Source organism: Actinocorallia libanotica (assembly GCF_039525175.1).
Classification (GTDB): Bacteria; Actinomycetota; Actinomycetes; order Streptosporangiales; family Streptosporangiaceae; genus Actinocorallia; species Actinocorallia libanotica.
In genome coordinates, this window is record NZ_BAAAHH010000015.1 from 111,558 (window position 1) to 135,739 (window position 24,182).

Sequence of the window (24,182 nt, forward strand, 5' to 3'; positions counted from 1 at the left end):
CCTCCCTTTATTGCTTCCACCACCGGTCGTGATCAGGACGATTCCGGCTCAGGCCGTCGACGGAGATCGCGCTTCAGGACCTTGCCGACCGGGTTGCGTGGAAGGCTTTCGACTTGGTGCAGGCGCTCGGGCAGCTTGTACGAGGCGATCTTGTACGACCGGAGGAAGGCGACGAGTTCCCCAAGGGTCAGGGAGGCTCCCGGCTGCAGGACCACGACCGCTGCGACGCGCTCGCCGAGGACCACATCGGGGTCTCCGATGACCGCGGTTTCGAGCACCGCGGGGTGCTCGATGATCATGGCTTCGAGCTCGGCGGGGGCGATGTTCATGCCGCCGCGGATGATGAGGTCCTTCGCCCGGTCGACGTAGCGGAGGTACTGGTTCCCGTCTCCGGCGATCTCGAAGATGTCGCCGGTCTTGAGGTAGCCCTCCTCGTCGAACGGATCGGGCAGCTCTTCGCCGCGAACGTACCTGGCGAAGAGCTGCGGGCCGCGGATGCAGAGCTCGCCCGGCAGCCCGGGCTCGTCGATGACCTCTCCGCTCAGAGGATCGACGAGTTTGAGTTCCGTCCACTCGGAGGCACGGGAGGACCACTTCACCCCGGGCGTCCCGTAGCGGGGGAAGAATCTGGCGCGCGTCTCCGGGTCGGGGAAGTCTTCAAGGCTGGACAGGAGCCCCACGCCTTCGTTCGAGCCGAAGAAGTTGATGACGCCGATGCCGAGGCGCTCCTGCCAGCCGCGGACCATGGCCGGCTGGAGCGGGGCGGACCCGGAGCCGACCCTGGTGAGGCGGGACAGGTCGATCTTGCTCAGTATGTCCTCGTTGTTCAGCAGGGTCCACATCAGCGCCGGTGGCGCGAGCGTGTACGTCACCCCCTCGCCGCCGATCTGTGCGAAGAACGTCTTGGCGTCGAACGGGTGGTGCTGCACGAGCGCCGCGCCGGTGCGCAGCCACGGTAGGAGCATGCCGTTGATGCCGGCCATGTTGATCATGGGGAACGGGTTGAGGAGTACGTCGTCAGCGGTGAGGCGAGGTGCGTCGACGGTCGCCCAGGAGAACGCCAACCAGTCGTAGTGGGCGCGCATCACGCCCTTGGGCAGGCTCTCGGTTCCCGAGGTCCAGCAGATCGTGACGCAGTCGTTCGGGTCGTTCGGGTGGGTTCTGCGATGTTCGGAGACCCGGGCGATGTCGGCGGAGCCGGCGGCGGCGGGCGACACGTGGACGATCGATTCAGGCCGGTCCGCCCGGTCGGGGGCCTCCTGCGGGTCGCCGAAGGCGATCAGCCGCCGCACGCCGGGCAACTGGCCGGCGACCGCGGCGACGGACTGGGCGGGGCCGCGGTCCATGAACCGCCAACTCGTGATCATGATGTCGAACCGGGCGGTGCCGGCCATCGTGATGATCTCGTGCTCGCGGTATTGCATCGCCAGCGGCGAGACCACCGCGCCGATGGTCCATGCGGCGAGGTACACCTGGGCGAGTTCGATCGTGTTGGGCAGTTGGACGCCGATGACGTCCCCCCTGCGCACGCCGTTGTCCAGCAGACGCGCGGCCAGGTGGGTGACCTCGGCTCCGAGCTCGCGCCACGACAGTCGGCGCGGTTCGGAACCGACCAGGTCGCGCCGGTTCGCGGGATCGACGATCGCGAGGGCATCGCCGCGCTCGGACACCCGGGCCCGGAACAGCCCGTCGATGGTCTCGTCGGTCCAGTAACCGAGTCGGCGGAACTCGTCCACTTGTGAACGGGGGTGAAGATTCGCGTGCATCTCAATCACCTCATGGTCCGCGATCGGTCGCCTGGCGGTCGCCTCCGCCTCGACCGGACCGTCCGCGGTCGAAGGTGGGACGTGACCCACGTTACTGCAACTAACAGAGTTACATCAACTAACAGAGTGACATGGACCGTGCATCCGTCCGGGCCTGGGCTTTGTCTATGCTCGTCGTATGAAGTCTGGACACGCCGAGCTACCGACTCCGTTGCCGGACGGCGGCCCCAACCCCTTGTCCCGGGCCATCGGGCTGCTCGGCGACGAGTGGACGCTGCTGCTCCTCCGCCACGCGCTGGCGGGCTCGACGCGCTACTCCGACTTCAACGCCCAACTGCCGATCTCCAACGCCGTTCTCACCAACCGCCTGGACACCATGGTCTGCGAGTCGCTGATGGAGCGGCGCGTCTACCAGAGGAACCCCGTTCGCTCGGAGTACCTCCTGACCGTGCGCGGACGCTCGACATGGCCCCTGCTCGTCGTCATCTGGGCTTGGGAGCGGAAGTGGGTACCGGAGCACGCGTACGCGACCCCGCCGATGATCCATCAGGTCTGCGGCCGGGAGATGTCACCGTTGTACTGCTGTACGGCCTGCAAGGAACCCGTCACCGCCGCGGACCTGCACACCCGGTGGGGCCCCAGCGGCGGCTGGAGCAGGTCTGTTCCCGAGGTGACGACCCGGCGAAGGTCCGACAGCCGCGGCGGGGGCAAGGGGCCGCGGTTCTTCTACCCGGACACGATGGCGGTTTTCGGGAACCGGTGGTCATCTGCGGTGGTCGGTGCGGCGTTTCTCGGTGCGCACCGGTTCAGCGATTTCCAGAGCCTGCTGGGGATCCCCCCGAGCCTGCTCGCCGAGAGGCTGGCGTCGCTGTGCGACAGAGGCATCCTGGAGCAGGTGGAGGGAGAGGTGCGCCCGGCCTGGAAGGCGTACCGGCTGACCGGCAAGGGCCTCGGATTCTTCCCCGTCGTCGCGATCACCGTGGAGTGGGCGCAGCGCTGGTACACCTCGCCGGAGGGCCGCGTGCTCGACTGGACCCACGCCGCATGCGGGGCGCCGTTCATCGGAACGCTGGCCTGCGACAGATGCCGGAAGCCGCTGACGGGGTCGGACATCGACCTGAGCACGATCGACTGAGGCGCGGGCGAAGGCCTAGGGCCTGTCTTCAAATAAGCCGTATGGGCCTGTGAGCTGCGGAATCCTCGTGGGGTGATCCGTCGTCATGAGCTGACCGATGCCGAGTGGGAGAAGCTCAAAGGACTTCTCCCGGCAGTGCGTGGCGGGACGTGCCCGAGCGCTACGGTTCCTGGCAGACCTTGTACACGCGTTTTCGCAGGTGGGCGTCGGGCGGGTCGTTCAGTGCGATGCTCGCGGCGTGCAGGCCGAAGCCGATGCGGTCGGTAATGTCGACTGGCTGCTGGCGGTGGACTCCACCGACGACGCCCGCGGCGGGCTCGTCCGCCGGGTTCTGGAACCGGTTCCGCAGGATCGTGGTGGCACCCTCGATCGTCCCATGAGCGGCATCTGCGAGTAAAGGTACTGTTCTGCGGCGGATTCTCCGCAACGGCGGAACTTCCGAAGGGGGTGGAGATGGCCTGGTGGCGTGCGCGAGTGCGGTACTGGTTCGACAACACGATGGCGCGGGGCACGCCGGCGCTGATCGGCTGGCTGGGGCTGGCCTCCGCGGTGCTGGTCCTGGCCATCGCCTCCCTGGCGGTGCTCATCGCCCCGCGTGACGCCGCGGAGCAGGGGAGCTGGAGCGGGATGGTGTGGCGCAGCCTGCTGCGCACCCTGGACCCGGGAGTCATGGGCGACGATGAAGGGACCGCTGCCTACCTGGCGTTGATGCTGGCCTCGACCGTCGGCGGGATCTTCATCGTCAGCGCGCTGATCGGTGTGCTGACCACCGGCCTGAACAGCAAGATCATGCAGTTGCGCAGGGGCCGCTCGAAGATCGTCGAGCACGGCCACACCGTGCTGCTGGGCTGGTCCGACCAGGTCTTCACCGTGTTGGAGGAGCTGATCGAGGCCAACCACGGCAGGAGGCGCTCGTGCATCGCGATCCTGGCCGACATGGACAAGGCAGACATGGACGAGGCGATCCGGCTCAATGTCGGCGGCGCCGGCAGGATCCGGGTCGTGTGCCGCCGGGGCAACCCCCTGAAGGTGTCCGACCTCGCCCTGGTCAGCCCCGCCACGGCCCGCTCCGTCATCGTGCTGGCGCCGCAGACGCCGGACCCCGACATCTCCGTCGTCAAGACGCTCCTGTCGTTGAACGCCCAGCCCTGGCAGGAACCACGGCCGCCGATCGTGGCCCCCATCCGCACCGCGGCCAACCTGCCCGCCGCGCTGCTCGCGGGCGGCGAGCACACCCGCATCGTCGACGCCGACGACATCGCCGTGCGGCTGATCGTGCAGGCGCACCGCCAGCGCGGCATCTCCGCGGTCTGCGCCGAGATCCTGGACTTCCAGGGACATGAGCTCTACCTGCGCCCAGAGCCCTCCCTGACCGGAAGCGCCTTCGGCGAGGCCCTGCACGTCTTCGCCCGGGGCGTGCCGGTCGGACTCTGGCACGCGGACGGCACCATCACGCTCAATCCCGCCTCCGGTGCGGTCATCGGCCCTGACGACGAGCTGATCATGCTGGCCGAGGACGACGAGCTCATCGGCCTGGCCGAACGGCGGCCGCGCATCGCCCAAGAGGCGATCAGCGACCTGCCCGTCGCCTTCCCAGAACCCGGCTCCGCCCTCGTCCTGGGCTGGAACCCGCGCGCAGCCAAGATCATCGAGAGGCTGGACGGTTTCGCACGGCCCGGCTCGCACCTGCACATCGCCGCACTGCAAGACCGCGACCCGCGCGAACGGCTGCCCGGCCTGGCCAACACGACCGTCTCCTTCACCCGCTGCGACGACACCGCACGCACCGACCTGGAGAACCTGGACGTGCGCTCCTACCACAGCATCATCGTGCTGGCCGACGAGAGCCACGGACCGCAACTCGCCGACGCGCGCACCCTCGTCACCCTGCTGCACCTGCGCGACCTGGCCCCCTACGGAGACCGCCCGTTCTCCCTCATCGTGGAACTGCGCGACGACGCCAACCGCGAGATCGCCCAGATCACCCAGGCCGACGACTTCATCGTCAGCGAAAAACTGATCACCCAGCTCATGACCCAGCTCAGCGAAAGCCCCCGCCTCCACCAGGTCTTCACCACCCTCCTGCACCCCGAAGGCCCCGAGATCTACCTCAACCCCGTCCCCGGCTACCTCCACCCGAACGTCCCCGCCACCTTCGCCACGCTCCTGGAGGCCGCCCGCCGCCGCGGCGAAACCGCCCTGGGCTACCGGCGCCGCTCCCGCTTCCACGAACCCCCCGACTACGGCATCGTCCTCAACCCCGACCGCCGTGCTCCCCTCACCCTGACCGAAGACGACCTGGTCATCGTCTTGGCCGACCGCTGAGAGCGGACAGCGGCACCGCGGTCACAGCGGAGAGCGGCCGCAGGAGCCGCTCGACGCGCCTGCGCCAGAGGATCCGGGAGCCTGGGCGCAGGGATGTTATGTTGTGCCCAGGTGAGCCGGGAAGCCTGGTCGGCGGTCCTTTCCCCTGCCCGAAAGCCGCTCCCATGCCCCCTTCACTCGGCCTCGCCTCCCGATACGAGGACGGATATCTGATCGTCGCGGTGAGCGGCGAACTCGACATCGCGACCGCTCCTGAGCTGCGCGCCTATCTGTTCGGCCTGCTGCCCACGGCATCTGCCGGCCTCGTCCTCGACCTCAGCGGCTTGAGCTTCTGTGATTCCCGAGGGATCGGGGTGCTGGTATGGGCGCGCGCAGCGGTGGACAGCGCGCTTGCCGTGGTCGCACCGCATCGACGCATCGCCCGCCTCCTGCAGATCACCGGACTGAGTGACGTCCTGCGAGTGAACACCACCGTGCCCGAAGCGCTGCGTGCGCTGGAAACCAGGATCGACGGTGCGGCATCGAGGGGAGCCCACGCATCTCCGCTGGAACCGCCGACGCCCTGAGCGGGCCGGGGTGGCGGCTGATCCTGGTGTGACGCTACGATTCGCGCTGGTGCGCCGGGAAGTCTGGTCGGCAAAGTCCCAGATCAGCCGTTCCCGAAAGGCCCCTCGATGGCGCTGCTCCTGGCGTTCTCCGCCGTCCTTCTGCTGGCCGTGCTCCTGTCGGGGCTGGCCCACCGCACGGTCCTGTCCACCGCGGTGGTGTTCCTGGCCGCCGGGTTCCTGCTCGGGGACGGCGTCCTGGGATGGGTGCCGGTCGCGCCCGGGGACGAGGTCGTCTCGACCCTTGCCGAACTGGCGTTGTTCGCGGTGCTGTTCAGCGACGGGATGCGGGTCGGCTGGAGCGATCTGCGCACCGCGTGGCGGCTGCCCGGCCGGGCGCTGGGCTGGGGACTGCCGCTGACCCTGCTCATCACCGCGGCCGCGGCCCACTGGCTGATCGGGCTCGGCTGGGCCGAGTCCCTGCTGATCGGCGCGGTCCTGGCCCCGACCGACCCGGTGTTCGCCGCCGCCCTCGTCGGCAACGACAAGGTCCCGCCCCGGCTGCGGCAGCTGCTGAACGTCGAGTCCGGCATCAACGACGGACTCGCGCTGCCGTTCGTCGTGGTTTTCCTGGCGGTCGCGGCCGGCAGCTCCGATCTGCACCTGGGAGAACTCGGCACCGAACTGCTGCTGGGCATCGTCATCGGCGTCGCCGTCCCGTGGGCGGCGATCATGCTGGAGCGCACCCGCCTCTTCGCCGCCTCCACCGCTTATGCGCCGCTCAACGCCGTGGCGATCGGCCTGCTGGTGCTGGCCCTGGGCAAGGCCACCCATGGCAACCTGTTCCTCGCCGCGTTCGCCGCCGGCATCACGGTCGCCACTTTCGGAGAACGTCAGCGCGAGTCGTTCGAGCACTTCGGCGAGCTGATCGCCGAGCTGTTCAAACTCGCCGCGCTCCTGCTGTTCGGCGCCCTCATCACCCCGCAGCTGCTCGGCTCGATCGGCTGGACCGGCTGGGCGTTCGCGATCGTGGCCCTCGTGGTGGCCAGGCCTGTGGCGATCTGGGTGTCGTTCCTGCGCTCGGGCCTGTCAAGCCGGGAACAGGCCGCGGTCATGTGGTTCGGCCCCAAGGGCTTCGCCTCCGTCGTCTACGGCCTGCTCGTCCTGGAGTCGGGCATCGTCGAAGCCCAACCGATCTTCGCCCTCGTCGCCGTCACCATCACCCTGTCGATCCTCGCCCACTCCTCCACCGACATCCTGGTGGCCCGCTGGTTCGACGACGAGCACAAGACACCCGCCTGGTACGGCAAGGTCCGCGGCCGACTCACCCGCACGGACGCCACCGAGGAAAGCCGACAGTGACGAAACCGAACAGCCCTGTACTTCAGCGGCCGAGGTCGCGACGGGCGAAACGCCAGGTCCCGTCACCGAGGAGCGCCCCGGTGGCGGCTCTGTAGAAGGTGGCCAGGAGCGGCACCAGCAGCCCGAGCACCGCGCCTTGGACGAGCCCTACGGGTACGAAGGACTGCGCTCGGGCGAGCTCACGGCATCGAACCCGCCGACGAGGAGATCGCGGAGCTGGAAGCGCTGGCGGATGCTGCGGACGTCGACACGCGCGGCAGCTGGGAGGACGACATGTAGCAGTCGTCGGCGGCCTCCTCGGCGGCTACGCGCAGGATGACGCGGATGGGGCACTCACTGGTCAAGGCCCTCCGCTCCCGAACGTGTCCCCAGCAACCCGAAAAACGGATACCAGGGATAGAAACGCCTCTTCAAGCGGCCGATTTCGTCCGTGGATCAACGACAGGATTTTCGACAGGCTGAAGGGCTCTTCGCCCTTCCCCGAGGGGTCGGTATCAGAAGTCGACTGCACGGGTGTCTGAAGTCGTGTGCGCAGCGCTCAAATGGACGCGGGAGTCAGGTGTGATCGACGGCGTCAGGCTCAGTCGGGAGGCCGAAGACGGCCTGTGCCAGGTCCATCAGCTCCGCCTCGCTGAGCGAGGGCACTGCTCCTCGCCGGGTGCGGACATCCGAGACGAATCGGGGGTCCAGTTCGACGTGGTACCGCTCGACGTAGTGGGGGAGATCGGAGTACCAGACCCAGAAGCCGTCGGTCAGCACGGCGAACCCGCCGATGACCTCCCCGGTCGGACTCAGCACGTCGCGGGTCCTCGAGGGGGAGGCGACCAGGACCGCACCTGAGCGCAGGTACCGCACCAGGAGATCTTCGTCGTCTTCGCCCCGGTCCCGAACGGCGGCCCTGAGAGACGGCCCTTCCGGCCGCCCGTACGGCAGCTCGCTGAACTCGCCGAGGAACCGGTCCTCGTGCTCGCGGAGAGGGGGCATATCGCTGCTCTTTCAAGCGGAGTCGTGTGAGGCCTCCCGCGGCATGGCCACTTACGGTGAGATGGGTCAGCCGGCGTCGTGGAGGGTGGCTTTGCGAGCGGGTTCTCGGCGGCCTATCGGGGTGGCGGGGTTCGGCGTTCGCCTTCGATCCGCCGCAGGTGGTCCTCGACGACGGCGGTCATCTGGTCGTGGCCGACGGAGATCTCGAAGGACTGCTCCATGAGCAGGAACCGGGAGACGCTGGACAGGAAGAGGATCAAGGCCAGTGGCGGCCAGGTGTCGGACGCCGCTCCGCGTTCTTCGAGGATGCGGGTGATCGCCTCCTCCTGGAGGCGGCGGAACCTGCTGGAGGAGTCCGCGATGACGCCGCGGATGGCTTTGCGGTGGTTGGCCAGGGCGACGAATTCCATGGTGAGGGCGCTGTGGGACGGGTCCTGCATCATGTCCCACAGCGCCCAGAGCGGCTGGGGTGAGGCGAGGGCTTCGGCCTGGCGGCGGAAGGTCTTGTCGGCGCCCCGCCGGAACAGTTCGGTGAACAGGTCGTCCATGACGCCGAAGTGGTAGTAGACCATTCCCTGGTTGACGTCGGCGCGGGCGGCGACCCTGCGTGTGGTGACCCCTGCGTAACCCTCTTCCAGCATGATCTGCTCGGCCGCGTCGAGAATGGCTTCGCGAGTCCGCATACTTTCAGCTCTGCTGGTGCGACCCGGTCTCATGGCCTTCCTCTCAGGTTCGAAGACGCATGTTACCGAACCTGCTCTCCCGCCATCCCATGTCACGCTCCGCGCATGCAGGAGGCTACCGCGCGCCGGTGGTGATGACGGTTCCGGTCGCGGCGCGGCTCCGATACGGCCTTCGAGCCGACATGCCTCGAAATCAGCCATGCGCCCCTTGACATCCCCCGCAGTCGCCTCTAACAATCAATCTAGTCGATCGACTAATTATCGCCTGAAGATGCCCCGGAACCCCCCGGGAGCATAAACCGAGATCGCCCATCCGTGCTGTTTGCCTTTTGAATTGAGGCTGAGATGAACGGCGGATCCCCACCTCCCGGCAGAGGAATTCATTCGTTGAAGGTCACCGCCGTCTTCCGTGAGACGGCGGACACCACATCATTCGTCCTGGACGTTCCCGATGGATTGTCGGAGAGATATTCCTATCGAGCGGGCCAGTTCCTGACGTTCCGGGTGGAGCTCGACGGCGTCACCCATACTCGGTCGTATTCGATGTCCTCCTCGCCGTTGCTGGACGAGCGGATGAGGGTGACGGTGAAGCGGGTGCCGGGCGGGGTGGTGTCGAACTGGATGAACGACGTGCTGGCGCCGGGCGATGAGATCGCCGCGACGGTGCCGACCGGGTCGTTCGTGGTCGGCGGGGATGACGGCGAGGTCGTGGCGTTCGCCGGCGGCAGCGGGATCACGCCGGTGCTGTCGATCGTGAAGACGGTGCTGGCCGGTTCGGACCGGCGGGTGCGGCTGCTGTACGCCAACCGGGACCGGGACTCGGTGATCTTCCAGCGGGAGTTGGAGGAGCTGGCCGACCGGTACGCCGATCGGCTGGCGATGACTTTCCATGACGACAGCGAGCGCGGGCTGCTGGGACCTGAGACGATCCGGGCGTTCGCGGACGGGTCCGGGCAGGGGGAGTTCTTCGTCTGCGGGCCGGAACCGTTCATGGACTGCGTGCGCAAGGCGTTGGCCGAGGCGGGCGCGGAGGAGGCGAGGGTCCGTTTCGAGCGGTTCACCCCGGCGTCGACGGTCGCGGTGGAGCCGCCGGAGCAGACGCCACCGGAGCAGGCGCCGCCGGTCCGGGTGTCGATCCGGCTCGGCCGCCAGGACGTCTCCGGGGAGCTGCGTGCCGGTTCCACGCTCCTTCAGGGCGCGAGGGCGCTGGGGCTGCGGGCGCCGTCGTCGTGTGAGAGCGGGAGCTGCGCGACGTGCATGGCGCGGGTCGTGGAGGGCTCGGCACGGATGCGCAACAACGAGGCGCTGACGCCCGAGGAAATCGACGAGGGCTGGGTGCTGACCTGCCAGGCCGTGCCGACGACCCCGTCGGTGCGCGTGGTCTATGAGTAGGAGAGCCGTGGATCACCGTAGGAGCACGAGCAGGACGGCCGTCGTGACCGGCGGCGCGTCGGGGATGGGCGTGGCGATCTGCCGGCGCCTGGCCGCTCAGGGACATCGGGTCGCCGTCCTGGACCGCGACGGTCCGGGTGCCCGGCGGACCGCCGAGGAGCTGCACGCGGCCGGTCACGCCGGCATGGCGTGCGAGGCCGACGTGACCGACCGGACCGCGGTCGAGCATGCCCTGGGCGAGGTCCGGGACCGGTTCGGTCGGGTGGAGGTCATGGTGACCAGCGCCGGGCTGGTGGCGTTCGAGGCGTTCGCCGACATCCCGCCGGAGTCCTGGAACCGCGTCGTCGAGGTCAACCTGACGGGGACCTTCCACTGCGTCCAGGCCGCCATCGGGGACATGCTGGAGGGCCGGTGGGGGCGGATCGTCACGATCTCCTCCTCCAGCGCGCAGCGCGGCTCACCGCGGATGGTCCACTACACCGCGTCCAAAGGGGCGGTGATCGCGATGACGAAGGCGCTGGCCCGCGAATACGCCGCGTACGGGATCACCGCGAACACGATCCCGCCGTCCGGGATCGACACGCCGATGTCCCGGGCCTCGCAGGCGTCAGGCGACCTTCCCGGCAACGACGTCATGGCACGGGCGATCCCGGTCGGCCGGCTCGGCAGCGGCGAGGACATCGCCGCGGCGTGCGCGTTCCTGTGCTCGGACGAGGCGGGCTACATCACCGGCCAGGTCCTGGGAGTCAACGGCGGTGCGGTCATATGAGCGCACGGCCGGGAATGCGGCGGGCGCCGCGGCTGGCGCCGCTGGCCGCGCACCTGTGGGACCGGGACGCGGCGGCGATGCTGCGCGGCCGGGTCCGCAGCGCCGACCGCTTCCTGTCCGGCGGCGCCGACGCTCCGCGCCTGCCGAACGTGCTGGGCGTCCTGGGGCATCATCCGCGGCTGGCCGCCGCCTGGCTCGGATACAACGGGGTGCTCCTGGACGATCCGGCACTCGAACCCCGGCTGCGCGAACTGCTGATCCTTCGCGTCGCCTGGCGGACCCGCTCGCGGTACGAGTGGATCCAGCACGCGCGGATGGGCAGATCCGCGGGCCTGTCGGACGCGCATCTGGCAGCCCTCGCCGGAGACGAGCAGGCCGTGGAGTGGACGCCGCTGGAGCGGCTGCTGCTGGACGCGGCCGACCAGCTCCTGACCGCCCACCGCATCGACGACATCACCTGGAACGGGCTGGCGGCGCACCTGGACGCCCGCCGGCTCCTGGAGGTCCTGTTCGTCGTCGGCAGCTACCTGTGCCTGGCGATGGTCTTCGGCAGCACCGGCCTGGAGCTCGACCCGGACATGGACCCCACTTCCGCACCCCCGCTTCCCGGAATGGAGGAATGAGCATGGCACGCTGGCCCAAGCCCCCCGAGGGCAGCTGGACCGAGCACTACCCCGAGCTCGGCACCGCCCCGGTCTCGTTCGAGGACTCGGTCTCGCCGGAGTTCTTCGAGCTGGAACGCGAGGCGATCTTCAAGCGGGCGTGGCTGAACGTCGGCCGCGTCGAGCAGCTCCCGCGCAAGGGCTCCTACTTCACCAAGGAGATCGAGGTCGCCGGCACCTCGCTCGTCGTCGTCCGCGGCCTGGACGGGCGGATCCGCGCGTTCCACAACGTGTGCCGGCATCGCGGCAACAAGCTGGTGTGGAACGGCTTCCCCCGCGAGGAGACCTCCGGCACCTGCCGCCAGTTCACCTGCAAATACCACGGCTGGCGCTACGACCTGCAAGGACGGTTGAACTTCGTCCAGCAGGAAGGCGAGTTCTTCGACCTCGACAAGGACACCACCGGCCTGGCACCCGTCCACTGCGACATCTGGTCGGGATTCATCTTCGTCAACCTCGCACCCGAACCCGAGCAGACCCTCACCGACTTCCTCGGCCCCATGATCACCGACCTGGACGGCTACCCCTTCGACAAGATGACCGAGCGGTACGTCTTCCAGGCCGACAACCACAGCAACTGGAAGCTGTTCGCCGACGCCTTCCAGGAGTACTACCACGTACCGTCCCTGCATCCGCAGCAGGTCCCCACGCCTGTGCGCACCGGCGCGGGATTCGAGTGCGCGCACTTCCAACTGGACGGCCCGCACCGGCTGGTGTCCACCGGCGGTGCCCGTCGCTGGACACTGCCGCCGGAGTACATGTACCCGATCGAGCAGGTCACCCGCAGCGGCCTGGTCGGCCCGTGGGAGTCGCCCGACATCGGCGATCCGCCTCCCGGCCTCAACCCCGGCAAGATCGACCCCTGGGGCATCGACAACTTCCAGATCTTCCCTAACGTGGAGATCCTCATCTACCGCGGCTGGTACCTGATGTACCGGTACTGGCCAACCTCGCCGAGCACCCACCGGTTCGAGGGGATGCTGTGCTTCCAGCCCGCCACCACGGTGCGCGAGCGGATCGAGCACGAGGTCGCCGCGGTGGTGTTCAAGGAGTTCGCGCTCCAGGACGCCGGCATGCTGACCGGCACCCAGACCGCGCTGGAGTCGGCCTACGCCAACAAGATCATCGAGACGTTCCCGGTCAACGACCAGGAGGTCCTGGTCCGCCACTTCCACCACGTCGTCGCCGCATGGGTCCAGAGCTACCAGAGCAAGGCGGCGTCATGACCGGCCCGCTGCTGCCCCCGGCGTTCGCCGACCTGGAGCCCTACGCCGCGACCTGGTGCCTGGCGACCGAGACCGAACGCTACGCCCGCCGCCAGGCCTCGACGATGCCGCAGCTGCAGGAGTTCTACGACGCCTGCTTCCCGCGCCTGGAGGAGGCGATCGCCCACTGCGACGCCTTCCCCCTCGACGACCTGCCCGACGACGCCCTGCGGCTGCTCCACCTCGTCTACTCGCTCGTCATGGCCGCGATGTCGGTGGAGATCTTCCAGCAGGTCAAGGCGACCGACGCCGCCGACGCCGAGCTGGAACGCATCGAGGAGCCCGTCCCGTGACCACGAACCCGCTGCCCGGACGGACACGACCGAAAGGGGATCCGCATGCCGCCGATCACCGTTGACAGGCTCGGGCACCAGGTCGGAGCGGAGGTCCACGGCGTCGACGCCGAACGGCTGACGACCGACGCCGCACTGCCCCCTCTGATCATGGAAGCGCTGGAGACCCACGGCGTCCTGGTCTTCCGCGGCCTGCACCTCGACCCTGAGACCCAGGTCGCGTTCTGCCGCAGGCTCGGCGACATCGACACCTCTCCCGGCCACCACGAGGTGGCGGGGATCTACCGGGTCAGCCTCGACACCGCCAAGAACTCCGCCGCCTCCTACCTGCGCGCCACCTTCGACTGGCACATCGACGGCTGCACCCCCGAGGACGACGCCTTCCCGCAGAAGGCCACCGTCCTCACCGCCGAGCAGGTCGCCGACCGCGGCGGCGAGACCGAGTTCGCCAGCTCCTACGCCGCCTACGAGACGCTGACCGACGAGGAGAAGGACCGGTTCGCCGCACTGCGGGTCGTGCACTCCCTGGAGGCCTCCCAGCGGCTCGTCACCCCCGATCCGGCGCCCGAGCAGCTGGAGGTCTGGCGCCGCCGCCCCGCCAGGGAGCACCCTCTGGTCTGGACCCACAGGTCCGGACGCCGCTCTCTCGTCCTGGGCGCCTCGACCGACCACATCGCCGGCATGGACCGCGAGGCCGGCCGCGCCCTCCTGGACGAACTCCTGGCCCGCTGCACCACCCCGGACCGGATCTACCGGCACGAGTGGACGATCGGCGACACCGTCATCTGGGACAACCGGGGCGTGATCCACCGCGCGGCCCCCTACGACCCCGCCTCCCCCCGGGAGATGCTCCGCACCACCGTCCTGGGCGACGAGCCCATCCGGTGACACCGGCCTGAACCGCACCCGCCCCACCCCCAGGAGGATTCCCATGGCCCGATGGCCCAAGCCCCCCGAAGGCAGCTGGACCGAGCACTACCCCGAGCTCGGCACCGCCCCCATCTCCTATGAGGACTCCATCTCGCCGGAGTTCTTCGAGCTGGAACGCGAGGCGATCTTCAAGCGGGCGTGGCTGAACGTCGGCCGCGTCGAGCAGCTCCCGCGCAGGGGCTCCTACTTCACCAAGGAGATCGAGGTCGCCAAGACCTCCCTGATCCTCGTCCGCGGCGCCGACGACACCGTGCGGGCGTTCCACAACATCTGCCGGCATCGCGGCAACAAGCTGGTGTGGAACGACTTCCCCCGCGAGGAGGCCTCCGGCACCTGCCGCCAGTTCACCTGCAAATACCACGGCTGGCGCTACGGCCTGGACGGACAACTGACCTTCGTCCAGCAGGAAGGCGAGTTCTTCGACCTCGACAAGGACACCACCGGTTTGGTGCCCGTCCACTGCGACGTCTGGTCGGGATTCATCTTCGTCAACCTCGCACCCGAACCCGAGCAGACCCTCACCGACTTCCTCGGCCCCATGATCACCAATCTGGAGGGCTACCCCTTCGACAAGATGACCGAGCGGTGGCAGTACCGGTCGCAGGTCGGCGCGAACTGGAAGCTCTTCATGGACGCCTTCCAGGAGTTCTACCACGCGCCCGTCCTGCACTCGAACCAGACGCCGGACGCCTTCTCCGCCGCCGCCGCCCAGGCCGGGTTCGAGGCGCCGCACTACCGGATCGAAGGCCCGCACCGCCTCGTGAGCACCTCCGGCATCGTGGCGTGGGAACTCGCCCCCGACATGCGCAAGCCGATGGAGGACATCACCCGCAGCGGCCTGTTCGGCCCGTGGGACAAGCCCGACCTGGGCGTGGAGAAGATGCCCGTGGGCCTCAACCCGGCGGGCTGCGACCCCTGGGGACTGGACTCCTTCCAACTGTGGCCGAACTTCACGATCCTCATCTGGTCGGGCGGCTGGTACCTCACCTACCAGTACTGGCCGACCTCCTACAACAGCCACACCTTCGAGGGGAACCTCTACTTCGTCCCCTCCCGCACCCCGCGCGAACGCGTCGCCCGCGAGATGGCCGCCGTCACGTTCAAGGAGTACGCCCTCCAGGACGGCAACACCCTGGAGGCGACGCAGATGATGCTCGAATCCCGGGCCGTCACCCACTTCCACCTCAACGACCAGGAGATCCTGTGCCGGCACATGCACAAGGTGACCGCGGACTGGATCGCCGACTACCAGGCCGAGATCGAGAAGGGCACGACCCGATGACCGCCCTGCTGCCCGCCGCGTTCGCCGACCTCGAACCGTTCGCCGCCGACTGGTGCCTGCCGACCGAGGCGCAGCGGTACGCCAAGCGGCTGGCCACCCCGATGAGCGACATCCAGGCGTTCTACGACGCGGCCGCCCCCCGCGCCGAGGCCGCGCTCGCCCACTGCGACGCCTACTCCCTCGACGACCTGCCCGAGGACGTCCTGCAGCTGATGTACCTGCTGTACTCGCTGGTCAACGTCTCCTTCTGCGTCGAGGCGTGGAGCCAGCAGCGCGTCCCCGACACCGGAGCCGCCGCCCTCGACTGCCTGATCGAGCCCGTCCCGTGACGGGTCCGATCGTGCTGACCGCCGACCGGTGGATCGACGCCGACAAAGGCGAGGTCCGCTCCCCCGCGGTCATCATCGTCGAGAACGGCCTCATCACCGCGATCGACCCGCCCGCGACGCCGTGCGGCGCGACCCGCATCGACCTGGGCGGCATGACGCTCCTGCCCGGCCTGATGGACATGGAGATCAACCTGCTCATCGGCGGCCCCGACACCCCCACCGGGCTGCCCAGGCCGATGCACGGCGTCCAGGACGGCCCCGTCTACCGGACCCTGCGGGCCACCGCCAACGCCCGCACCACCCTGCTGGCCGGGTTCACCACGGTCCGCAACCTCGGGTTGATGGTGAAGACCGGCGGCTACCTCCTGGACGTCGACCTCGGCCGCGCCATCGACGAGGGCTACGCCGAGGGCCCCCGCATCGTCGCGGCCGGCCACGCCATCACCCCGACCGGCGGGCACCTGGACCCGACGATGTTCCAGAGGCTCGCGCCGGGCATCATGCCGCTGAGCGTCGAGGAGGGCATCGCCAACGGGGTCCCCGAGGTCCGCAAGGCCGTCCGCTACCAGATCAAGCACGGCGCCGGAGTCATCAAGATCTCCGCGTCCGGCGGGGTCATGTCGCACGGCACCGCCGCCGGAGCCCAGCAGTACTCCGACGAGGAGCTCGCCGCCATCGTCGACGAGGCCCACCGCGCGGGGATCAGGGTCGCCGCCCACGCCCACGGCGACGCGGGCATCCGCGCCTGCGTCCGGGCGGGCGTCGACTGCATCGAGCACGGGTCCCTCGCCACCGACGACACCCTGCAGATGATGGTCGACCACGGCACGTTCCTCGTCCCCACCAGCTACCTGTCCGAGGGCCTGGACGTCTCCAACGCGCCGCCCGCGCTGCGCCGCAAGGCCGAAGCGCTCTTCCCGCGCGCCCGCGCCACCCTCGGCAAGGCCATCGCCGCCGGAGTCAAGATCGCCTGCGGCACCGACGCGCCCGCCATCCCGCACGGACACAACGCCAAGGAGCTGTGGGCGCTGGTCGACCGCGGCATGACCCCGATGCAGGCGATCCAGGCCGCGACCGTCGTCGGCGCCGACCTCATCGGCGCCGACGACCGCGGACGGCTCGCCGAAGGCCTCCTCGCCGACATCATCGCCGTTCCCGGCGACCCCACCGGCGACATCACCCTCCTGCAGGACGTCCGCTTCGTCATGAAAGACGGCCGCGTCCACAAGACCCCCGCACCCACGGCCTGACCGGACCGACCCGTCGGAAGGGATCCCCCCATGCAGGGAGAAGAACGCGTGTTCATCGGAGGCTCCTGGGTGCCGCCGAGCACCGGCCGGAGGATCGAGGTGATCTCTCCGCACACCGAGCAGGCCATCGCACGGATCGCCGCCCCCGCGCCGCGGGACGCCGACGCCGCCGTCGCCGCGGCCCGGGCGGCGTTCGACCGCGGGCCCTGGCCCCGCCTGCCGCCCGCCGAACGGATCGCCGCGATCCGCAGGCTCGCCGACCTGTACGACCCTTGCCGCGAGGACATCGCCCGCCTGATCAGCGCCCAGATGGGCGCACCGATCACCTTCGCCCGCTCCGCCCACGCCGCCCTGCCCGGCGTCATGATGCGGGCCTTCGCCGACATCGCCGAGACCGTGGACTGGGAACAGGCACGGCCCGGCCGCTACGGCAGCGACATCCTGCTGCAGCGCACCCCGGTCGGCGTGGTCGCCGCGATCGTCCCGTGGAACATGCCGATGCTGCTGGCGGTGATGAAGCTCGTCCCCGCACTCCTGGCGGGCTGCCCGGTCGTCCTCAAACCCTCCCCCGAGACGCCGCTGGACGCCTACCTCCTGGCCCGCCTCACCGAACAGGCCGGCTTCCCGCCCGGGGTGATCAGCGTCCTGCCCGGCGACGGCGCACTCGGCGCGCACCTGGTCGCCCACCCCGGCGTCGACCGCGTGTCCTTCACCGGTTCCACCGCCGTCGGAGCCCGGGTCGCCGCCGTGTGCGGCGCCGCCCTCAAACGTGTCAGCCTGGAACTGGGCGGCAAGTCCGCCGCCATCGTCCTGGACGACGCCGATCCCGCCACGACCGCCGCCGGCATCAAGGTCGCCGGCCTGATGAACAGCGGCCAGGCCTGCGTCGCCCAGACCCGGATCCTGGTCCCGCGCTCCCGGCACGACGCCCACGTCGACGCCCTCGCCGCGATGATGGACGCCCTCGTCGTCGCCGACCCCGCCGACCCCGCCACCGACATCGGTCCCCTGGTCAGCCGCCGCCAGCAGGAGCGGGTGCGGGCCTACATCGAACTCGGGGAGAAGGAAGGCGCCGTCCTGGCCACCGGCGGAGCCGCACTACCAGCCGGAGCAGGCTCCGGCTGGTACGTCCGCCCCACCCTGTTCGCCCGCGCCGACAACGGCAGCCGCATCGCCCAGGAGGAGATCTTCGGACCGGTCCTCACCGTCATCCCCTACGACGACGAAGACCACGCCGTCCACCTGGCCAACGACACCCGCTACGGTCTGTCCGGCTCCGTTTGGACCCCCGACACCGAACGCGGACTGGCCGTCGCCCGCCGCGTCGCCGCCGGGACCTTCGGGGTCAACCAGCCCTACTCCATGGACCCCGCCGCGCCGTTCGGCGGCGTCAAGGACAGCGGTATCGGCCGGGAACTGGGCCTTGAGGGCATCGACAGCCACCTCGACACCAAATCCATCTCCGTCGCCGCCCCGTGACCGCCCAGCGGCCGTCGCCGCTGATCAACCACGGTCGCCTGTTCCCGTCGGCGCCTACTCTGGTGGCGATGGTGCCGTGATCAGGCGTCCTTGGAGCAGCAGCTGGAGTGCCCGGACGGTGTCGCGGAAGTCGTATGCGGTCGCGAGGGCGGCGTCGTCGTAGAGTCCGCGCATGATGGCGAAGACGGCGTTGGCCGCGCCCGCGGTGGTCGCGTCGGGGTTCAGTTCGCCGTTGCGGTGTGCTTGGGCGATCACGTCCTCCACGATGTCCCGCAGGGAGGCGAAGATGCCGTCGCTGATCTTCGCCACCGCGTGGTCGGTACCGGGTGCTCGAACGGCCCGATCGAACGCGACGGCATAGGGGTATTCCTGCACGATCCGAGCGCCCTGGTCGATGACGGCCACGAGTTTGTCGATCAGGCCGTCGGCCTGTGCGGCGGCCGCCTCCAACCGCGGCATGGCCGCCGCGCCGACTTCGAGGTAGGTCGCTTTGACGATCTCCGCCTTGTTCGGGAAGTAGTGGTACAGGCTGCCGCTCGTCATGTCCGCGGCGCGGGCGATCTCGCGGATCGTCGCCCGTGCGTACCCCATCTCGGCGACGCGCTGCATGGTCGCGGCGAGAATCCGGCGGCGGGTGTCCTCTCCTTTGGATCCCACCGGACGCCCGAGAGACGGCGTCCCGTCCGGCACCGCTTCCCTCTGACGGTCCAGTTCTGCGGAGTCCACTACCGTCCCATCAGCTGATCGATCACCTCACGCCATGGTACGCGGGAGCCGGGCGGTGGACGGATGCCGCGATGGTCCGCCTCTTGACGGGGCACCGGTGCCTCCTCATACTGACGAAACAATCAACTGATCGATTAATTATCGTTCCCCCGCTCCGTACAGGAGGCCATGTCATGAGCGAACCGCCGGGCGGAAAGGCGCCCTCGGTCACCGAGCCGGACGGATCAACGCATCGGGTCACGCTGTGGGCCGCCGCGGGCGGCGCCGTCCTGCTCCTGCAGCTGTACGTGCTGATCCAGTGGGTCACCGGGCCGTACTTCGTGCGGGTGCCCTCGGGGCCCAGTGACCCGCCGGCGTACATGAAGGTGTTCCTGACCGCGAACATGATCGCGATGTGGATCCTGGTGCCGATCGGCCTGTGGTTCTTCGTCATCAGGCCGTGGCGGCGCGAGCGGCGCATCACCCTGGACGGCATGCTCCTGGTGTCCATGGGCCTGATGTTCTTCCAGGACCCGCTGCTGAACTACTTCAACACGTGGTGCACCTACAACGCGTGGCTGTTCAACCGCGGCTCCTGGTCCTCGCACGTTCCCGGCTGGGTGTCCCCCGAGGAGCCCGGCCACCAGGTGCCCGAACCGATCCTGACGAACGCGCCGGGCTACGCGTTCGGCGTCCTCCTGCTCACGATCGCCGGATGCTGGATCATGCGCAGGATCAAGGCGCGGTGGCCGCACATGAGCAACCTCCGGCTGATCGGCGTCACCTATCTGATCGCCATCGCCTTCGACTTCGTCATGGAGGCCTGCATCATCCTGCCGTTCGGCATGTACTCCTACCCCGGCGCCATCCAGTCGCTGTCCGTCAACGCCGGCACCTACTACCAGTGGCCCGTCTATGAGGGGCTGATGTGGGGAGGCGTGCAGGCGGCCCTGTGCTGTCTGCGCTACTTCACCGACGATCGCGGCCGGACCGTCGTCGAGCGCGGCCTGGACCGGGTCCGCGCGGGTGCCGCCCGGCAGCTCACCCGCTTCCTGGCGATCTTCGCCGCGGTCAGCGCGTCCTTCTTCGTCTTCTACCTCATCCCCGCGTGGGGGGTCAGCATGCACGCCGATCCGTGGCCCGCCGATGTCCAGAAGCGCTCCTACTTCAGCGGACCGGTCTGCGGCGAGGGATCGGACCGGCCCTGCCCCGACCCCTCGCTGCCGATCCCGACCAGGCACTCCGGCTACGTGAACACCGACGGCGAGTTCGTTCTACCGCCGGGTGTGGAGCAGCCGAAGACCATCCCCTTTGAGCGGGGCGAGTGAGGTGCTCGCGGCAGGCACGCGGTTCCGGAGCACGGATCCGGCGGTGGCCGCCGGGAGAGGGACACGGAGCGCGTTCCCAAATGTTCAAGACTCCGCCGCCGGTCGGCTCCACGATGGGTGCATGACCCAGAACACCTGTCTTTCTCCCCGTCTCATCGTCCCCGACCCGGACCGCGCTTCGGCGTTCTACCAGCGTGCTCTCGGCGCCGAGCAGGTGTTCTGCGCCCCAGCGGGCGATGACGGCCGACCCTCCATGATCGACCACCGCGTCGGCGGCTCGTCCTTCCAGCTCTCACCGGCCGTCTCCGCGTGGGGCTGGCTCTCACCGGACGACCTCGGCGGTTCCGCGGTCCTCCTCGAGATCGAGGTCGACGACCCGGACGCGACCGGCGAACGCATGGTCGCCCACGGTGCCGAAGTGGTCATACCCATCGAGAACCGGCCCTACGGCAAGCGCTCGGGCCGTATCCGCGACCCGTTCGGCCACCTGTGGATCATCACCGGCGAACTTCGCTGAACCGCGTCCCGACCCGCCCTTCACGGGCGATGCCCGGCGCGCGGAGCGTCCTCTCCGGCCCTTCGTCCGCCCTGCCCCTCCGCTCCTGCCGATGGCCACCGGCTGCGGGAGGGGCGCCGGGCACGGTGAGGCGAAGTCCGGGGAGGCCGCCGAAGGGGATCACTGTCTCGTACAGGCGGGTGCAGCCCGTGTGGACGAACACTCGAAGACTCGTTCGTGCTCCGCATATCGGGTGTTGTAGATCAAGTCCCTGATCGCGGTTGCGTACCCCTTCGCAGGTGTCTTCGTAAGGCTGCCGGCCTTCTCGTCCATCTTGTCCGCGACATCGTCGATGGCCTACATGGCGACCTGTGCGCCGAACGCGATCGTGTTCGGGTGGTTAGGTGGTTGCGGGGGGTTTCCACTTTTTGGCTACGGCGTAGACGCGGTCGTGTTCTTCCTTTCGGGTTTTGGTGATCAGGTTCTTGATGGTGGTCGAGTAGCCCTTGGCGGGGTTTGTTGCGAGGCTGTCGGCCTTTCTGGTCATTGCGTCAGCGACTTTGCCGATCATCTTGACGAAGTCCTGGTCGGTGGCGTAGCGGGTGGCGCTGTCGGACTTCAGTTTGGCGATGGCCGCCTTGACGGCGGTGATCTGGCTGTCGGCGTCGTCTTCGAAGTCGTCGGCCCTCGCCTCGGCCTCCTTCTCGAGGGACTCACGGTCGAAGAGGCCCTTGGAAGTGGTGGCCGTGCCTTCGCCGTGGCCGCCGCGGTCACCGGAGTTGACGGTGGCGAACGGGAGGACGTTGCGGAAAGTGAGGTAGGCGCGGATCGCCTGCTCGGGGGTGCCCGCGGTGCGGACCTCATAGGCGGCTTTGGCGACGGCCTCGAGCTGGCCCTTGTCGAGCTGGCCGGTGTTCAGGACCGGGGCGAGCTCCGTCATCAGCTTGCCCTGGAGATCCCTCTCCGTCTCCGCTTTGAAGTGGTCGATGATCGCGGCGTCTCCGCCGCGGTTCTCCCGCACTTCCTTGAACCACTGCTTCACGGCATCGGTCTCCGTCTTCCAGGCGGTGCTGTGCGAGCCCATGCCTTCGATGCCGGGCGGCGGGGCCGCGCGTCCCAGGATCACCGGGTCGCCCTTGCGGATCCCGACGACGAGGCCGTCGTTGCGGGAGCCGACCACCCAGCCGTTGCCGGCGCCGGCCTGCGGAAGGTGGTTCAAGGAGTCGTACTGCGCGGCGAACGCGGCGAGCAGATGGGCCTCCTCCCCCGGTTCGACGTCGAGCGTCTTCTTCGCCTTGCCTTCGCTGATGAACTTCTCGAGCATCGCGCCGGCGGCACCGGCCGGGTCATCGACGCCTGCGGCGTTCTGGAGGAATCCGGTCAGCTTGACCGTCTCGGGATAGGCATCGGCCATGTTGCTCTGATGCTCATTGATCATGTGTGCGAGCATCAGGCCGGTTTCGGCGCGGACTTCCGCATCCGTCTTGGACATTCTGTCGATGACAGGACCGAGAGCGTTGTCCTTGGCGAGTTTCTCGACCTCCTTCTTGATCTTGCCCAGATCCGTGGCCGAGACCTTCTGCCCGGACAGCAGTTTGAGCCCGCCCACCACCTCCCGCACCTTGCGGGAGAGCCAGTACACCGCGTCCTCGGCGGAATTCTCGTCTTCCGTTTCCGGGGCGAAGGCCGGCGGAACCGTTTTATTCGGATCCGTCGCTTTCGTCAGGGCGGTCAGCACATCGTCCAGGGTCCTGCCCGGAACGAGCCTGGTGGGCTGCCGGGCGGTCGTGCCACCGGCGACGGGCAGCAGGATGATCGCGTCAATCTCGGTCGCCAATACCTTGACGTACCTGTCGATCCCCTCTATCCGTTCCCTGGCCTCCTTGCGCTTCTTCGGATTCAGCGCCTCTCCGAGCCGGGCCTCGCGGGTGGCCGCGGTCATCGAGAACAGCTTCGTCAGCCCCTCGCGGGCCTTGTCGGGGTCGGGATCGGGAGCGTTGTTGTTCTTGCTCTTCTCGTTCATGGCGATCTCGACGGTCAGGATGTTGTTGCGGGCCGTCCCCTCACCCGAGCCGATGGAGCCGCGGCCCCCGGGCACGCGCACGGTGGCGAGCGGCAGCATGTTCCGGTAGGCCGCGTGGTGCCCGAGCGCCTCGCTCAGGTGAGCGCTGACCGTGCGCTCCTCCTCCTTGGTCAGCTGCCGGGGGCCCGCCGGGTCCGCCGCGGCCGCATCGATGACCGCCTGTGCGCTGTCGAGTTCGCCGCGGACCTTGAAGGCGTAGCCCTGCACCTGTTCGTACCGGCCTTGACGATCGTCCTCGTCCAGCATCTTCCACAGCTTGAGAACGGCGGGTTCGGTACCGTCCGGCAGCGGGCCGTCCATCCAGCTGTCGGCGGACTCCTGGCGGCGCCGCAGCTCCTGGACGGCTCCCTGGAGGGTCTTGCCGAACACGCTGGCGTGGAGGGAGTCGACGACGCCCGTCCAGGCCGCGGTGTGGTCGCCCATCTCCGCGCCGAACGGGCTCGGGGTCCGGGTCGTACCGAAATTGACGGTCCCGACCAAGCCGTTCTCGACCGAGAAGATCGGGTAGTAGTTGACGTCCTTGACCGTTACGGTGCCATCCCGCTTGAACGCGTTGAGGTCCGGCACGGGCTGCTGCGGCACGTCGGCCAGGGCCGCCCCGCCCTGGTTCGGCTGGATCACGTTGGCAGGGTTCATCGCCACGGTCACCGCCTGCGGGCCCGGGTCGGGCGGCGGGAGCGGGCCGATCAGAGCGGTCAGCGCCGCCATGCCGGGTGACTGCCCGCTGGACGGCGACGGACCGGCGGTCGACGGGCGCACCGGCCCGTTGGCCGGTTTGCCCTGCTGGTCGCTGACGGGCACGGCGACGCGGACACGCTTGACCGCGCTGGACAGCCGGGACGGGCCGTCGGAGTCGGGGTCCGCATCCGAGTCGGAGCCATCGCTCCAGGCCCGCTTGGACCGCCCGCCGGCCTGGAACGACGTGCGGTCCGACGGGCCGATCCTGGTGTTGGAGCTGGAGGAGGGGCCGTCGTCGTCGCCCAGGTCCATCGGGGACGGACGGGAGCCGCGGATCGGGGTGGAGTGGGTGTCGGGCCCGTCGGAGTCGACGCTCATCGCCGAACCCGGCCGGCTGTCGGAATCGGACGACGAGCCTGACGACGCGCTCATCGTCCGGTC

Annotated in this window: 23 protein-coding genes and 1 pseudogene; 18 read left to right on the forward strand and 6 right to left on the reverse strand. The window is 69.0% G+C overall.

Annotation, left to right across the window (positions count from 1 at the left end; translation table 11 throughout):
- Nucleotides 1-32 precede the first annotated feature (32 nt).
- Nucleotides 33-1,736 (reverse strand): class I adenylate-forming enzyme family protein, encoded by a 1,704-nt coding sequence (locus tag ABD140_RS19355; RefSeq protein WP_344242279.1) that lies wholly within the window; start codon nt 1,734-1,736, stop codon nt 33-35.
- Between the two features lie 208 nt (nt 1,737-1,944).
- Between ABD140_RS19355 and ABD140_RS19360 the strand changes: the two genes are divergently transcribed.
- The 6 genes and pseudogenes from ABD140_RS19360 (at nt 1,945) to ABD140_RS19380 (ending at nt 7,133) form a co-directional block, all read left to right on the forward strand.
- Nucleotides 1,945-2,901 carry a winged helix-turn-helix transcriptional regulator gene (locus ABD140_RS19360; RefSeq protein WP_344242280.1) on the forward strand — a complete coding sequence of 319 codons (957 nt, stop codon included), beginning with the start codon at nt 1,945-1,947 and terminating at the stop codon, nt 2,899-2,901.
- Between the two features lie 104 nt (nt 2,902-3,005).
- A pseudogene (locus tag ABD140_RS40170) lies at nt 3,006-3,119 on the forward strand (transposase); the annotation flags it as partial.
- 20 nt (nt 3,120-3,139) lie between these two features.
- Nucleotides 3,140-3,298: a hypothetical protein gene (locus ABD140_RS19365; protein WP_344242281.1), complete on the forward strand. Its 159-nt coding sequence runs from the start codon at nt 3,140-3,142 to the stop codon at nt 3,296-3,298.
- 56 nt (nt 3,299-3,354) lie between these two features.
- Nucleotides 3,355-5,226, forward strand: a complete 1,872-nt coding sequence (locus ABD140_RS19370; protein ID WP_344242282.1) for a CASTOR/POLLUX-related putative ion channel — start codon at nt 3,355-3,357, stop codon at nt 5,224-5,226.
- A 164-nt stretch (nt 5,227-5,390) separates the two neighbouring features.
- The gene (locus tag ABD140_RS19375) at nt 5,391-5,792 is read left to right on the forward strand and encodes an STAS domain-containing protein (RefSeq protein ID WP_344242283.1); all 402 of its coding nucleotides are present in this window, start codon (nt 5,391-5,393) and stop codon (nt 5,790-5,792) included.
- Nucleotides 5,793-5,900: 108 nt separating this feature from the next.
- Nucleotides 5,901-7,133 carry a cation:proton antiporter gene (locus ABD140_RS19380; protein WP_344242284.1) on the forward strand — a complete coding sequence of 411 codons (1,233 nt, stop codon included), beginning with the start codon at nt 5,901-5,903 and terminating at the stop codon, nt 7,131-7,133.
- 179 nt (nt 7,134-7,312) lie between these two features.
- Here ABD140_RS19380 and ABD140_RS19385 read toward each other — a convergent pair whose 3' ends face one another.
- The 3 genes from ABD140_RS19385 to ABD140_RS19395 all read right to left on the reverse strand — a co-directional run bounded on the left by ABD140_RS19385 (nt 7,313) and on the right by ABD140_RS19395 (nt 8,800).
- Nucleotides 7,313-7,477, reverse strand: coding sequence for a hypothetical protein (locus tag ABD140_RS19385; RefSeq protein WP_344242285.1), 165 nt, complete (start codon nt 7,475-7,477; stop codon nt 7,313-7,315).
- A 211-nt stretch (nt 7,478-7,688) separates the two neighbouring features.
- Nucleotides 7,689-8,117: a hypothetical protein gene (locus tag ABD140_RS19390; protein ID WP_344242286.1), complete on the reverse strand. Its 429-nt coding sequence runs from the start codon at nt 8,115-8,117 to the stop codon at nt 7,689-7,691.
- 113 nt (nt 8,118-8,230) lie between these two features.
- A complete protein-coding gene (locus ABD140_RS19395; protein ID WP_344242287.1) occupies nt 8,231-8,800 on the reverse strand; it encodes a TetR/AcrR family transcriptional regulator in 570 nt (189 codons plus the stop codon).
- Nucleotides 8,801-9,187: 387 nt separating this feature from the next.
- Here ABD140_RS19395 and ABD140_RS19400 point away from each other — a divergent pair, with 387 nt between their 5' ends.
- Genes ABD140_RS19400 through ABD140_RS19445 form a run of 10 tightly spaced genes read left to right on the forward strand, consistent with a single transcriptional unit; the run spans nt 9,188 to nt 18,451 of the window.
- Nucleotides 9,188-10,192: a 2Fe-2S iron-sulfur cluster-binding protein gene (locus ABD140_RS19400; protein WP_344242288.1), complete on the forward strand. Its 1,005-nt coding sequence runs from the start codon at nt 9,188-9,190 to the stop codon at nt 10,190-10,192.
- Nucleotides 10,193-10,199: 7 nt separating this feature from the next.
- Entirely contained in the window at nt 10,200-10,961 is a 762-nt protein-coding gene (locus ABD140_RS19405; protein WP_344242289.1) for an SDR family NAD(P)-dependent oxidoreductase, read from the forward strand.
- Nucleotides 10,958-11,584, forward strand: a complete 627-nt coding sequence (locus ABD140_RS19410) for a carboxymuconolactone decarboxylase family protein (protein WP_344242290.1) — start codon at nt 10,958-10,960, stop codon at nt 11,582-11,584. The genes ABD140_RS19405 and ABD140_RS19410 overlap by 4 nt, the downstream gene beginning before the upstream one ends.
- Nucleotides 11,585-11,586: 2 nt before the next feature.
- On the forward strand, nt 11,587-12,849 hold the full coding sequence (locus ABD140_RS19415; protein WP_344242291.1) for an aromatic ring-hydroxylating oxygenase subunit alpha: 1,263 nt from the start codon (nt 11,587-11,589) through the stop codon (nt 12,847-12,849).
- Nucleotides 12,846-13,181 carry a hypothetical protein gene (locus tag ABD140_RS19420; protein WP_344242292.1) on the forward strand — a complete coding sequence of 112 codons (336 nt, stop codon included), beginning with the start codon at nt 12,846-12,848 and terminating at the stop codon, nt 13,179-13,181. Before ABD140_RS19415 ends, ABD140_RS19420 begins: the two co-directional genes overlap by 4 nt.
- 45 nt (nt 13,182-13,226) lie before the next feature.
- Nucleotides 13,227-14,069 (forward strand): TauD/TfdA dioxygenase family protein, encoded by an 843-nt coding sequence (locus tag ABD140_RS19425; RefSeq protein ID WP_344242293.1) that lies wholly within the window; start codon nt 13,227-13,229, stop codon nt 14,067-14,069.
- A 43-nt stretch (nt 14,070-14,112) separates the two neighbouring features.
- Entirely contained in the window at nt 14,113-15,393 is a 1,281-nt protein-coding gene (locus ABD140_RS19430) for an aromatic ring-hydroxylating oxygenase subunit alpha (protein ID WP_344242294.1), read from the forward strand.
- Complete coding sequence (locus tag ABD140_RS19435) at nt 15,390-15,722, forward strand: hypothetical protein (protein WP_344242295.1); 333 nt, start codon at nt 15,390-15,392, stop codon at nt 15,720-15,722. The genes ABD140_RS19430 and ABD140_RS19435 overlap by 4 nt, the downstream gene beginning before the upstream one ends.
- Nucleotides 15,719-16,972 carry a metal-dependent hydrolase family protein gene (locus tag ABD140_RS19440; RefSeq protein WP_344242296.1) on the forward strand — a complete coding sequence of 418 codons (1,254 nt, stop codon included), beginning with the start codon at nt 15,719-15,721 and terminating at the stop codon, nt 16,970-16,972. The genes ABD140_RS19435 and ABD140_RS19440 overlap by 4 nt, the downstream gene beginning before the upstream one ends.
- Before the next feature lie 30 nt (nt 16,973-17,002).
- Nucleotides 17,003-18,451, forward strand: coding sequence for an aldehyde dehydrogenase (locus tag ABD140_RS19445; protein WP_344242297.1), 1,449 nt, complete (start codon nt 17,003-17,005; stop codon nt 18,449-18,451).
- Between the two features lie 54 nt (nt 18,452-18,505).
- Here the strand turns inward: ABD140_RS19445 and ABD140_RS19450 are convergent, their stop codons facing one another.
- Nucleotides 18,506-19,108 carry a TetR/AcrR family transcriptional regulator gene (locus ABD140_RS19450; RefSeq protein WP_344242298.1) on the reverse strand — a complete coding sequence of 201 codons (603 nt, stop codon included), beginning with the start codon at nt 19,106-19,108 and terminating at the stop codon, nt 18,506-18,508.
- Between the two features lie 242 nt (nt 19,109-19,350).
- Here ABD140_RS19450 and ABD140_RS19455 point away from each other — a divergent pair, with 242 nt between their 5' ends.
- Both ABD140_RS19455 and ABD140_RS19460 read left to right on the forward strand, forming a co-directional pair.
- Nucleotides 19,351-20,484, forward strand: a complete 1,134-nt coding sequence (locus ABD140_RS19455) for a spirocyclase AveC family protein (protein WP_344242299.1) — start codon at nt 19,351-19,353, stop codon at nt 20,482-20,484.
- Between the two features lie 121 nt (nt 20,485-20,605).
- Nucleotides 20,606-21,001 carry a VOC family protein gene (locus ABD140_RS19460; RefSeq protein WP_344242300.1) on the forward strand — a complete coding sequence of 132 codons (396 nt, stop codon included), beginning with the start codon at nt 20,606-20,608 and terminating at the stop codon, nt 20,999-21,001.
- Between the two features lie 379 nt (nt 21,002-21,380).
- On the opposite strand, the gene ABD140_RS19465 is transcribed toward ABD140_RS19460, so the two are convergent.
- Nucleotides 21,381-24,053, reverse strand: a complete 2,673-nt coding sequence (locus ABD140_RS19465; RefSeq protein ID WP_344242301.1) for a hypothetical protein — start codon at nt 24,051-24,053, stop codon at nt 21,381-21,383.
- Between the last annotated feature and the right edge of the window lie 129 nt (nt 24,054-24,182).